The following is an 11,408-nucleotide window of genomic DNA, read 5'->3' on the forward strand; positions in this document are numbered from 1 at the left end:
CCTATCCTTCCGATCCGTCGTAGGCACCGGGACGTTCGAGGACCGAGTAGCCCTGCCGCCAGTTCTGTAGCGCCACCTGTACGGAGCGTGCGAACATCAGCACGAAGCCGAGCAGCACCGCGTAATAAACGTAGTCCTTGGGAAGATTGATCGTGGTCATCTGCTCGTCGCCGATGATCTGGATGTAGACCCAGACCAGCTTGATGGCGTAGCCGAAGAAGGCGATCCGGATCAGGTCGATCGCGGTCGACAGCGCGCGCGCCACGAGATGCGGCAGATAGCGGTAGACGAGATCGACCTGGATGTGCCGCGACAGCCGCACGCACATCGAGGAGCCGATGAAAACCACGCCGATCAGGCAATAGGTCGCGATCTCCTCGGTCCAGGCATAGCTGTCGTTGAGCACGTAGCGGGTGAAGAACTGGAGGAAGACGGCAAGCGCCATGACCCAGAAAATCGCCAGCGCCAGCCAGTCCTCGAAAGCGTAGATGCCGAGATCGACCTTCGGCGTCGCCTCTTCCTCGAAAGTATGGGCGATCTCATCGGCGGTGATCTGCCGGTGTATTTCGGCGGTCGACATGGGGTTACTCCTCAAAACTCGCTCACGTGATTGACTCACGTCATTCCGGGGCGGCTCGAAGAGCCGAACCCGGAATCTCGAGGTTCCGGGTTCTCGCTTCGCGAGCCCCGGAACGACGGGCGTTGGTTATTTCACGTCCTGGATCCGCTCCCAGTCGGCCTTGCGGTAACCGAACGTCTCGAACGCGACGTTCTTCAGCACGGTGTCGCGGAACTCGTTCTTGTCGACCTCGGTCACGGTCAGGCCCTTCTCCTTGAAGAAGGCGACCAGCTTGGCTTCGTTCTGCTTGATCTCTTCGGTCGCCTTGGCGGCGGCTTCCTGGGCGACGTCGGTGAAGATCTTCTTGTCCTCGTCGCTGAGCTTCTTCCACAGCGCACCGGCGATCACGGTGTTGAGGTGGTCGACGATGTGGCCGGTCAGCACGATGTGCTTCTGCACCTCGTAGAACTTCTTGGCCTCGATCGTGGTCAGCGGATTCTCCTGCGCCTCGACGGTGCCGTTCTGAAGCGCGAGATAGACTTCGGCGAAGGCGATCGGCGCGGTGTTGGCGCCGCAGGCGCGCGGCATCGCGAGATAGGCCGGAACGTCGGGCACGCGCATCTTCAGGCCCTTCATGTCGGCGCAGGTCTTGATCGGCTTGTTCGACGAGGTCTGGCGCACGCCGTAGTAGGTCACCGCGACGATGTGGTGGCCGCTCTTGTCCTCATAGCCCTTGGCGAGCTCCTTGAAGATGTCGCTCTTGGTGTAGGCGAGCAGATGGTCGGCGTTGCGGAAGGTGTAGGGATAATAGGTCACGCCGATCGGCTGGAAGCTCTTGGCCGCGAAGCTCGAGCCGGAGATGATGATATCGACCGAGCCGAGCGAAAGGCCCTGGTTGATGTCGGCTTCCTTGCCGAGTTGGGAGGCCGGATAGACCTCGATCTGGTAGCGCCCGTTGGTGCGCTTGCCGATCTCCTGCGCGGCCCAGACCGAAGCGGTGTGGAACGGCTCCGAGGTCTCGTAGACATGGGCCCATTTGAGCTTGGTCTGCGCCAGGCCGGCCTGGGTCGTCGCAAGCATTGCCGCGGCCGAGACCGCAAGCACCGTTGTCATCTTCTTCAACACTGACTTTTCCTCCATCTCTCAAGTCTGCTTCTTGTTCGCCCGACCCAACGCGGATGCGGGCCGCCCAATCTCATCGCCGCGAGCAGCGTCGCTGCTCGCGGCCCGGTTCTTTTTCGGCGCATGTTTCGGCTTTGACGGCTCTGCCGTCGTTCGCGCCGTACGGCTGCGTCCGGAAGACGATCCTGCCGCGTTCTCGGCGCCAAAGTTCTGCGCAAAGCGTTCCTGCGAGCGCGCCAGATGATCGCGCATCGCTTCGCGCGCGGCTTGCGGATCATGCGCCGCGATCGCGTCGCGCACGGCGCGATGCTCGTCGAGCGCGGTGCGCCAGGTGCCGGGGCTTTCGAAATAGTGCGCAAGCTGCGCGAAATACGGATTGAGACGCTGGTCGAACAGCTCGCCGACCACGCGCACCAGGACGGCATTGCCGAGGCTTCCGGCGATCGCAATGTGAAACGCGCGGTCGTGGACCATCGAGGCTTCGCCGGGATGCTCGACATTCTCCATCGCAACAAGGGACGCATCGATGCGCGCGACATCGTCCTTCGTCGCCACGCGTGCGGCCTGCTCCGCGATGGCACTTTCCAGGAATTCGCGGGCACGCAGCAGCTCGAACGGGCCCTCGATGACGGGAACGGAAGCGGATGCAGGCGCGGCAACGGCGGCGGGTTCGATCACATAGATGCCGGAGCCGACGCGGATGCGGAGGCGGCCTTCGACCTCGAGCGCGATCAGGGCCTCGCGGACCGTCGGCCGCGAAACTCTAAGCTGCTCGGCGAGCTCGCGCTCGGTCGGCAAGCGACTGCCGACCGCGTACTCGCCGCTGTCGATCAGGCTTCGCAATTGATCGGCGACCTGGCGATAGAGCCGTCTCGCCTCCACAGCTTCCAGCGGCACGCTGGCCTCCCCGAAAGGGGCCGCGCCGGGTTCGTCCCCGTCGGCCCGCCAATTTTGGAAAATTGGTCTTACCAATTGACCGAAGCATTGACCGAGGACGGACGCCATGTCAAGCAGCGGCCAAAGCAAGGGGGAGACGTCGATGCGCCTTAATTCAATGCGCCTTGGCCGCGCCAATCTCGACCGGCTGCCACCTGGCATCCGCCGCCCGGCCTATGACCGTTCACGCGTCACGCCCGGCATCGTCCATCTCGGCCTGGGGGCCTTTCATCGCGCGCATCAGGCCGTCGTGATCGACGATTGTATTGCCGCAGGCAGCAACGCCTGGGGCATCGTCGGCGCCAGCCTGCGCAGCCCGGATACGCGCGATGCCCTCGCCCCGCAGGACCATCTCTACACGGTCGCCGTCCGTGCCGCCGAAGGCACCGAGCATCGTGTCATTGGTGCGCTGCTCGACAGCGTCGTCGCGCGCGAGAACCCGGCGCGGCTGGTCGAGCGGATGGCCGATCCCGCCATTCGCATCGTCTCGCTCACCGTCACCGAGAAGGGCTATTGCCACACGCCGCAGACCGGCGATCTCGACGAGCGGCATCCTGACGTCGTGCACGATCTGAACAATTTCGACGCGCCGCGCTCGGCGCCCGGCTTCATCGTGGCTGCGCTGGCGCGCCGGCGCGCACGGGGCCTTTCGCCCTTCACCGTGCTGTGCTGCGACAATCTCGCCGCCAACGGCCACACCGTGCAGCGGATCGTGACGCAGTTCGCCGCGCTGCGGTCGAAGGACCTCGGCAAGTGGATCGCGGACACGGTCGCCTTCCCCTCGACCATGGTCGACCGCATCGTGCCGGAGACGACGGACGCCGACCGGGATGCGGTGTCATCCGCGCTGGGCATGCGCGACGCCTGGCCGGTGATGACCGAGCCCTTCACGCAATGGGTGGTCGAGGACCGCTTCACGGCGGGGCGGCCCGATCTTGCCGCCGCGGGGGTCGAGCTCGTCACCGACGTCAGGCCGTTCGAGCTGATGAAGCTGCGGCTGCTCAACGCCAGCCATTCCGCGCTGGCCTATCTCGGCTACCTCGCGGGTTACGAGACCATCGCCGACACCATGCGGGATCCGCATTTCGCGCGCCTTGCCGCACAGGTGATGGAGGAGGCCGCGGTGACGCTGACCATGCCGTCAGGCACGGACCTAGCCGGCTATCGCGCCTCGCTGCTCAGGCGCTTTTCCAATCCGGCGCTGCATCACCGCACCTGGCAGATCGCCATGGACGGTTCGCAAAAACTTCCGCAGCGCCTGCTCGGCGCGATGCTGGACCGCCTGCGCAAGGATTTGCCGATCACAACGCACGCGCTCGCGGTGGCGGGCTGGATGCGTTACGTCACCGGCCTCGACGAACAGGGTCGCGCGATCGACGTGCGCGATCCGCTCGCCGCCGAATTCGCAGGCCTGGCGCGCGAGGCAGGTCCCGTCGCCGAGCGGCTCGCGCCTGCACTGCTCGCCGTCGAGAAGGTGTTCGGCCCCCTAGGGGCCGAGCCGCGCCTGCGCGAGGCCGTGACCTCGGCGCTCGGCCGTCTCTATGCGGAAGGTGCACGGCGGGCGGTCGCGACGCACGTCTCGGCGTGACCACAAAGCGGGCAATGCTGCACTGCGGTCAAAATCGACGCAAAATCAAACAGAAGTCGCGCTTGATTTTTGTCTGCCATTGCCCCACCCGAGAGCCATGGCAAAGGACAGCAAGGTGATCGCCGCCAACGCGGCCTTCTACGCCGCCTTCTCGACCGGCGACATCGCCGGCATGGAGCGGATGTGGGCGGATGACGATGCCATTTCCTGCATCCATCCCGGCTGGCCGGCGATCATCGGGCGCGCCACCGTGATCGGAAGCTGGCGCGACATCCTGCAAAATCCGGAACGGCCGCAGATCGTCTGCGCCGAGCCCCAGGCGATCGTCGACGGCGACAGCGCGCGCGTGCTCTGCATCGAGATCGTCGACGGCACTGCTTTGGCTGCTGCCAACCATTTTCGGCGCGTCGGCGACGGCTGGCGCCTCGTGCACCACCAGTCGAGCCCAATCGCGCAAATTGTCGAGCAGGATGAGGACGATAGAACGAGCCGCCGCGTCCACTGAACGCGGCAACCATGCCGGCGCGGTCTACTGTGCATGGGGTTGTTTTTCGGTTTTTTATTTGGCCGCATCATCCAGGCCTGACAGATCGTCCAGCACGACCTGTGCCTCGGTGAAGTCATCCTCCCGGAAGAACATGCTGCGGGTGATGAGAACCGGGATGTTGGCGCGCGAAGCCGCGATCAGGCCGTTGGCGGAATCCTCGATCGCGACGCAGTCCAAAGGCTCAAGCTTCAGTCGTGCCAGGACTTCGAGATAGACGTCCGGCGCGGGTTTCTTGTGCTGCACATCGTCGCCGGCAACGACCGCATCAAAATCCGCGGCCCAGCGCCTGCCAAGAGCCTGCGACAGCAGCGCATCGATGTTGCCGTGGGAGGTGGTGGTCGCGATCGCGAGCCGCTGGCCGCGCGCCTTCGCAGCCATGAGCAGATCCGCCACGCCGGGCCTCAAGGGGCAGCAGCCGGTTTCGACCAGCTCGGCGTAATGCGCGGTCTTGATGCAGTGGAGCGCGGCGATGTCCTCGTCCGACAAGGGGGGAGCAAGACGCTGCCTTGCGTGGTAGGCGCGCATGCGTTCCTTGCCGCCCGTCACCCGCAGCAGGTCCTTGTAGACGGCGCGGTCCCACTGCCAGTCGAGACCATGACGAACGAAGGCATGGTTGAAGGCCAGCCGATGCAGCTCCTCCGTCTCGGCCAGGGTGCCGTCGACATCGAAGATCAGCGCGGCCGCGCGCCGGATCAGCTCGGCGGCGTCGCGTGGCGGCGCGGCGGGCGCTTCTGCCTGCATGATCGACCCGGTCGTCAACAACGTCTCCCTTGCAATCCATCCGTGATAAGGAAGCATCGCCCGCACTGGCGGACGAGACAAATTGCAATATCTTTTGCCGGACCCAAAAATCTCTTATGAGCGAGAACGCGCCCGCGAGCGCGACAGGGAACTCCGACCAGCACGGCAGATGCATGCGGCTCTTCATTCTTGGCCTTGGCTATAGCGCCCGCCACTTCGTCCGCAGATTCGGCGGCACCTTCGCGCAAATTGCCTGCACCGTGCGCGATCCCGCACGGCGGGACGACCTCGCCGGCATCGAGGTGCACCCGTTTTCCGGGAGCGCTCCCGATCGCGCGACGGTCGAACGTATCCGCGACGCCGATGTCCTTCTCATCTCGATCCCGCCCGGCCCCGCAGGCGATCCCGCAATCGCAGCCTTCGCGGACGTGCTGGCGGCGGGCCGCCGCAAGGTCGTCTACCTCTCCACCATCGGCGTGTACGGTGATCATGCCGGCGCGTGGGTGGACGAGAGCACGCCGCCGCAGGCTGCGCTCGAACGCACGCGCATGCGTCTTGCGGCGGAGCAAGCCTGGATGGACGCGACAGGCGGCGATGCCGCGATCCTGCGACTGGCCGGCATCTATGGTCCCGGCCGCAACGCGCTGGCGACGCTGCGCGCCGGAACGGCCCGGCGCATCATCAAGGCCGGGCAGGTCTTCAACCGCATCCATGTCGACGACATCGCAGGCGCGATCATGGCCGCGGTTCACCATCAGGACGGCGGCACCTGGAATGTCTGCGACGACGAGCCGGCGCCGCCGCAGGACGTGATCGCCTTTGCCGCGCAGCTGATGGGCATTGCGCCGCCGCCAGAACAGTCCTTCGCGACGGCCGAGATGTCGGCGATGGCCCGCAGCTTCTATGCCAGCAGTGCACGCGTCTCCAATACGAAGCTGAAGCGCGAGCTCGGCGTCACGCTCGCCTATCCGACCTATCGGCACGGCCTCGATGCGCTGTGGCGCGCGGGGGAAGGACGATAGGGTTCCGGCGCTCCGACGCGTCCCAGACATGCCCCGCTCGCAGTTGACTTCGCGCCGGTGCGCACGTGATCTAGGCATCGAGCGGGTTCAGGACATCGTCTATGGCGCGATGGTTCGATGAGTTCGGCGACCTGAACCAAAAGGGCGGCCGATCAGGCCGCCCTTCGAAACCAGCGTCAGCTCAAGACGCCGTACTTCTTGAACCAGGACTGTGCCTGCTTCCAGGCATCCTCCGCCGCATCCTTGCGATAGCTGCCGCGGTAGTCGGCATGGAAGCCGTGCGGCGCCTCCGGATAGATCTTGAACTCGGCCGTCTTCTTGCTCTGCTCGAGCGCCGCCTTGAGCTGCTCGACCTGCGCGACGGAAATGCCGGTATCGGCACCGCCATAGAGGCCGAGCACCGGCGCCTTCATCTCGGGCGCGAGCTGAAGCGGGCTCTTCGGCCACAGCGGGTTGGCAGGATCGACGATCGAGCCATAGAAGGCAACGCCCGCCTTGAGGGCGCCGCTGTGAGCGGCATATTCCCAGACCGTACGTCCGCCCCGGCAGAAGCCGATGATGCCGAGCCTTGTGGCGTCGCCGCCTTGCGAGCCCGCCCAGGACACCGTCGCATCGAGGTCGGACAACAGCTCGGCGTCCGGCTTGACATTGACGACTTGCAGCAGGTCCTTGGTCTCGGTGACCTTGGTCAGATCGACGCCCTTGCGGAAGTAATAGTCGGGCGCGACGGCGAATGCGCCAAGCTTGGCCAGGCGCCGCGTCACGTCCTTGATGTATTCGTGCAGGCCGAAGATCTCCATGGCCACGACGATCACCGGCGCCTTGGTATTGCCGGCGGGACGGGCGAAATAGGCTGGCATCTCCTCGGAGCCGACCTTGATCCTGGCGTCGCCGGCCTGGAGACCATCGGTATCTGTCGTAATGACCCCGGCGCGGACCGGACCGGCCGCAAGCGTGTAGCCGGCGGCGACGGCCGCGGTGGCGCTCATGAATCCGCGGCGCGAGACCGGGGCGATCTTTGTCAGCCCGACGACGTCGGACGTCATGGTGGTTTCAAAGCTCATCCGCCTATTCCCTTTCCTTCTTCCTGCTGCCTGTGGTGATATCCCCGAAGGCGGGGCATTCGCCGATAATTGCCGGCGAAACGCAAATCACCAGGCTGCGAGCGTGCTTGCCTTCAGGCCAAGCCCTGAGGTTTCTTCAGCGGCGCGGTTTCGGGCATCAGGCTCATCGCGACAAGTCCGACGATCGCTGCGAGCAGGAGATACCAGGACGGCGCCAGCGGATTGCCGGTGACGTGGAGGAGCCAGGTAACCACGAGCTGCGCCGTACCGCCGAAGCTCGCGATCGCCACCGCATAGACGGTCGCGAACACGCCGCCGCGGATGTCCTGAGGCAGCGCCTCGGTGAAGGTCGCATAGAACGCGGTGAACGGCAGCGAGCCGATGATCGACAGCACGCCGAAGCCGACCAGGAGCGAGAGCGCGCCCGGTGCATGGACGATCCACAGGAAGGCCGGATAGGTGAGCAGGAGGGTCGCGAGCTGCGGCCAGAACATGACCGGCTTGCGGCCCACGCGGTCGGCGAGCCAACCGCCGAACAGTGCGCCGACGATCTGAAGGCCGTTGCTGACCAGCGACACCGCAAAGGCCAGCGTCGGCGTCACATGCAGCGTGTTTTGCACATAGGTCGTCATGTATTGCGTGACGTAGGTCGAGATCGTGCCGCTGGCCAGGATCATCAACGCCAGTGCAATGAGGCCGAGGTGGCGGCCGGCCTGTGAGAGATGGCTCGTATGCTCGGTGGCACTGGCAGCGGCTATGTCCTGCGGAATGGCCTCCGGCAACGTCCGTCGCATCCAGACTCCGAACGGCAGGCAGACGGCCCCGATCAGAAACGCCACCCGCCAACCATAGGAATCCAGCATCTCCGGCGCCATCGTCTTGCTCAGGATGACGCCAACGAGCGCACCGGCGGTCGCGGCGATCTCCTGGCTCGCCGGCTGCCACGCCACCACCAGCGCCCGATGTTCGGGTGGAGCGATCTCGATGAGATAGGCAGTGGTCGGCCCGACCTCGCCGCCCAGGGCGAAACCCTGCACCATGCGCGCCGCAATCACGATGATGGGCGCGGCAAGGCCGATCGAGTCATGGGACGGCGTGAGTGCGATGGTCAGGATCGATAGCCCCATCAGGACAAAGCTGAGCAGCATGGCGGGACGCCGGCCGATGCGGTCGGAATAGATGCCGAGCACGATCCCGCCGATCGGCCGCGTGACGAAGCCGGCGCCGAAGGTCGCCAGCGACAGCATCAGGCTGCCATACTCGCTTCCGGTCGGGAAAAAGCTGTGGCCGATCTGGATGGCAAAGAAACTGTAGGTGATGAAGTCGTAGAATTCAAGCATGTTGCCGATAGTGGCTGCCAATGCCGCGCGTTTGACATTGAACGGCGCGGCTTGCTCGATTCCCAACGACACTCTCACATTCCCTGGCTTCACTCGTGTGCCGGACTTAACCGTCTAGCCGCATTGCATCGCAACATCCATTAACCGAAAAAGACGGTTCTCCCTTGGTCGGCCACGCCGCCAGGCGTTGCAGGTGATGCATCTGTTCGCGCATTCGAAACGCTCGGCCGCAACAAATGGACACCGCGGTGGCGACAATGACACATCATGTTGCTCGGGCAGAGCACATCACCGTCAATTCGCGCGCACGCTGCCGTGATTTGATTGAAATTTTCAGAAGACTTGAGCCGTGCGGTTTACTCGAACTTTCTTTGTGACGCTCTAGTTCCACGATCGGAAAGTTCCATCTCCGCACAAGGAGGCGGCGTTCTCATCCACCTGGATTGCGCTTACCAAAGGCTCAATTGAATAAAGTTTTATCCGACCTGGAACTGAAATGAATTTGGCTCGCGAATCGATTGAACTGTTGGAGCAGGTCGCACGGATCCTGTGGTTTGAAGGCACCAAGCACGGCTTGCGTGATCGCGAGTGGATGGCGCTGCGATTTCTTTCCCGCGCCAACCGGTTTTCCCGGACGCCTTCGGCGCTGGCGAGCTATGTCGGCACCACGCGCGGCACCGCCTCGTTCATCATCGGCGAGCTCGAGCGGCTCGGTTATCTGGAGCGAAAGCGCTCCGCCAAGGACAAGCGGTCGGTGATGCTGAGCGTCACGCAGCAAGGCAAGAAGTTCCTTGTGCGCGACCCCGTCACCGTTCTCCTCGAGGCAATCGCCGTCCTGGGCGACGAGACCAAGATACGCTTCCGTGACACGCTCCGGCACGTGCTGGATCAGTCGGACGCAGCCGAACAGCGGCACCATACCGACGTCTGCAAGCGATGCATCTTCCTCCGGGAAGATCGCACCACCACCGACGGCAAGACGACGGTCGAGTTCAGTTGCCGCCTGTTTCGCGCACCGATCGCGGATGCGGAGGTCGATCTGCTATGCACCAGCTTCGAGCATCACCGCCAATAGAAGGCTGCGTCGATCACGGCGCCGCCTTGCGCGACGAGTAGACGACGCCGCCGCTGGTCTCCACCACCAGACGCCCGTTCTCGCTCCTGATCTCCTCGATGCGGCCAAGCCCGGGCACCTGCTGCCCCAATACGGCTTCGATGACGCCGTTCGGGCCTTGCAGGATCGCAATCCCCTCATAGGCCTGGCGGACCGACCAGCCCTTGACCACCTTGCGCGGCGCCGACGTACGCTCGGACGGAGACACCGAGCCCGTGATCTCGGGCGCCGCGACCGAGGCCATCATCGGCGCTGGCTGCGGCAACGGCTGCTGTTGCGCCACCGCCGGTGCCGAAACCTGGGCCTGCGCCTGGGCGAGCTTGTCGAGCTTCACTGTAGAGGACGAGCTCACCCGCTCGATGCGGTCCAGGTTCTCGGCGAACCTGCCGAAGCGATCATTGGTCGCCTTGCTCGATTGATCGACCGCGGTGCGCAGACCGTCGAGATTTTCGGACACGCCCGATACCTGCCTGCGCAATTGCGCGACCGTATCGCGCAGATTCCTGATCTCGGCGTTGGCCGCGACGTTGTTCTGGGCGGGCTGGGTCGTGAGATAGGCGATCACGCCGGTGCAGGCGCAGAGCACGAGCATTGCGGCGACCGCCAATGTTGCGAGCGGCGCGACCCATGTCGGACGGGGCGGCGGCGGCTTCGCGACGATCACGGCCGGCTTGATCACGGTCGGCGCGGGTGTCGGTATGGCCATCTTGTCGAGGCGCGCCTTGGCGCGAATACGCTTCAGCCCTTCGAGCGCTTCTTTCGCCAGAACCTCGTCGCTTGCGGCCGCCGACACACGCTTTGCGCTTGCAGCGGGTTTCGCCGTTTGCGCCGCGCTGTCCTTTGTGTTGCGCACTTCCGGAGCTGGCTTCGCCGCTGCCGAAACTTCGGCAGTCTCGTTGGGACGAGCTTTCCCATCGGACAACATGTGATGATGCTCCGTTCGGTTCGATCTATCGAACGACGACGTTATTTGCAGAAGCTTGCCTGAAACGTGCGCATCGAAAACTCTTCATCGCGGACAGCGGCGACCTCAAATGAGTCGAACGCGTCATGCACGTGGCGAGAGTGCGACTCGAAAGACACACACTCGCCAAGATTTCGCCAAGCTGGAGTCGCGCCGCCACACATGAGTCGAATTGTCGCATGTGGAAACAAGTGCGAGAGAGTCAATCCCGGGTTGAAAAGCCCTCAATTCACATGACCCGCAGCACCACCTAAAATAGCTGTAATTCTACAGGCATACGGAAATTTGGAACCGCCCCAACGCAAAACTAGTTTTGTTTCCAAATCAACTGTTGCGCTTAAAAATACAAAGCAACAACCCGAAACAAACCAACAGCATCAAGCACGTGTAGCAATCGCTTTGTTGCGCGCG

At 64.1% G+C, this 11,408-nt stretch carries 11 protein-coding genes; 4 read left to right on the top strand and 7 right to left on the bottom strand.

The features are described from left to right. Position 1: 1 nt before the first annotated feature. From GPL20_RS03565 to GPL20_RS03575, 3 genes are all read right to left on the bottom strand, one after another. The gene (locus tag GPL20_RS03565; RefSeq protein ID WP_157327781.1) at positions 2-580 is read right to left on the bottom strand and encodes a TRAP transporter small permease; all 579 of its coding nucleotides are present in this window, start codon (positions 578-580) and stop codon (positions 2-4) included. Between the two features lie 126 nt (positions 581-706). After that, positions 707-1,699, bottom strand: a complete 993-nt coding sequence (locus GPL20_RS03570) for a sialic acid TRAP transporter substrate-binding protein SiaP (RefSeq protein WP_157327783.1) — start codon at positions 1,697-1,699, stop codon at positions 707-709. Positions 1,700-1,702: 3 nt separating this feature from the next. Then, complete coding sequence (locus GPL20_RS03575; protein WP_254125853.1) at positions 1,703-2,578, bottom strand: FadR/GntR family transcriptional regulator; 876 nt, start codon at positions 2,576-2,578, stop codon at positions 1,703-1,705. A gap of 142 nt (positions 2,579-2,720) precedes the next feature. Here GPL20_RS03575 and GPL20_RS03580 point away from each other — a divergent pair, with 142 nt between their 5' ends. Then, on the top strand, positions 2,721-4,205 hold the full coding sequence (locus GPL20_RS03580) for a mannitol dehydrogenase family protein (RefSeq protein ID WP_205751134.1): 1,485 nt from the start codon (positions 2,721-2,723) through the stop codon (positions 4,203-4,205). Between the two features lie 97 nt (positions 4,206-4,302). Continuing rightward, complete coding sequence (locus GPL20_RS03585) at positions 4,303-4,710, top strand: nuclear transport factor 2 family protein (RefSeq protein WP_157327787.1); 408 nt, start codon at positions 4,303-4,305, stop codon at positions 4,708-4,710. Between the two features lie 54 nt (positions 4,711-4,764). Here the strand turns inward: GPL20_RS03585 and GPL20_RS03590 are convergent, their stop codons facing one another. Continuing rightward, positions 4,765-5,493: an HAD family hydrolase gene (locus GPL20_RS03590; protein ID WP_157328188.1), complete on the bottom strand. Its 729-nt coding sequence runs from the start codon at positions 5,491-5,493 to the stop codon at positions 4,765-4,767. A 173-nt stretch (positions 5,494-5,666) separates the two neighbouring features. Between GPL20_RS03590 and GPL20_RS03595 the strand changes: the two genes are divergently transcribed. Further along, positions 5,667-6,515, top strand: a complete 849-nt coding sequence (locus GPL20_RS03595) for an SDR family oxidoreductase (RefSeq protein WP_157327788.1) — start codon at positions 5,667-5,669, stop codon at positions 6,513-6,515. Positions 6,516-6,691: 176 nt separating this feature from the next. On the opposite strand, the gene GPL20_RS03600 is transcribed toward GPL20_RS03595, so the two are convergent. Together GPL20_RS03600 and GPL20_RS03605 are read right to left on the bottom strand one after the other, a co-directional pair. Further along, on the bottom strand, positions 6,692-7,579 hold the full coding sequence (locus GPL20_RS03600) for a dienelactone hydrolase family protein (protein ID WP_157327789.1): 888 nt from the start codon (positions 7,577-7,579) through the stop codon (positions 6,692-6,694). A 113-nt stretch (positions 7,580-7,692) separates the two neighbouring features. Further along, positions 7,693-8,919, bottom strand: coding sequence for an MFS transporter (locus GPL20_RS03605; protein ID WP_246250102.1), 1,227 nt, complete (start codon positions 8,917-8,919; stop codon positions 7,693-7,695). A 496-nt stretch (positions 8,920-9,415) separates the two neighbouring features. Here GPL20_RS03605 and GPL20_RS03610 point away from each other — a divergent pair, with 496 nt between their 5' ends. Further along, entirely contained in the window at positions 9,416-9,994 is a 579-nt protein-coding gene (locus tag GPL20_RS03610) for a MarR family winged helix-turn-helix transcriptional regulator (RefSeq protein WP_157327790.1), read from the top strand. Between the two features lie 13 nt (positions 9,995-10,007). Here GPL20_RS03610 and GPL20_RS03615 read toward each other — a convergent pair whose 3' ends face one another. Beyond that, on the bottom strand, positions 10,008-10,958 hold the full coding sequence (locus GPL20_RS03615) for a hypothetical protein (RefSeq protein WP_157327791.1): 951 nt from the start codon (positions 10,956-10,958) through the stop codon (positions 10,008-10,010). Between the last annotated feature and the right edge of the window lie 450 nt (positions 10,959-11,408).

Source organism: Bradyrhizobium cajani (assembly GCF_009759665.1).
GTDB lineage: Bacteria > Pseudomonadota > Alphaproteobacteria > Rhizobiales > Xanthobacteraceae > Bradyrhizobium > Bradyrhizobium cajani.

Coding starts and splice junctions, on each gene's coding strand:
- GPL20_RS03605 (WP_246250102.1), bottom strand. CDS start 8,919: ATGCTTGAATTCTACGACTTCATCACCTACAGTTTCTTTGCCATCCAG.
- GPL20_RS03585 (WP_157327787.1), top strand. CDS start 4,303: ATGGCAAAGGACAGCAAGGTGATCGCCGCCAACGCGGCCTTCTACGCC.
- GPL20_RS03570 (WP_157327783.1), bottom strand. CDS start 1,699: ATGGAGGAAAAGTCAGTGTTGAAGAAGATGACAACGGTGCTTGCGGTC.
- GPL20_RS03600 (WP_157327789.1), bottom strand. CDS start 7,579: ATGAGCTTTGAAACCACCATGACGTCCGACGTCGTCGGGCTGACAAAG.
- GPL20_RS03580 (WP_205751134.1), top strand. CDS start 2,721: ATGCGCCTTAATTCAATGCGCCTTGGCCGCGCCAATCTCGACCGGCTG.
- GPL20_RS03565 (WP_157327781.1), bottom strand. CDS start 580: ATGTCGACCGCCGAAATACACCGGCAGATCACCGCCGATGAGATCGCC.
- GPL20_RS03595 (WP_157327788.1), top strand. CDS start 5,667: ATGCGGCTCTTCATTCTTGGCCTTGGCTATAGCGCCCGCCACTTCGTC.
- GPL20_RS03590 (WP_157328188.1), bottom strand. CDS start 5,493: ATGCAGGCAGAAGCGCCCGCCGCGCCGCCACGCGACGCCGCCGAGCTG.
- GPL20_RS03615 (WP_157327791.1), bottom strand. CDS start 10,958: ATGTTGTCCGATGGGAAAGCTCGTCCCAACGAGACTGCCGAAGTTTCG.
- GPL20_RS03610 (WP_157327790.1), top strand. CDS start 9,416: ATGAATTTGGCTCGCGAATCGATTGAACTGTTGGAGCAGGTCGCACGG.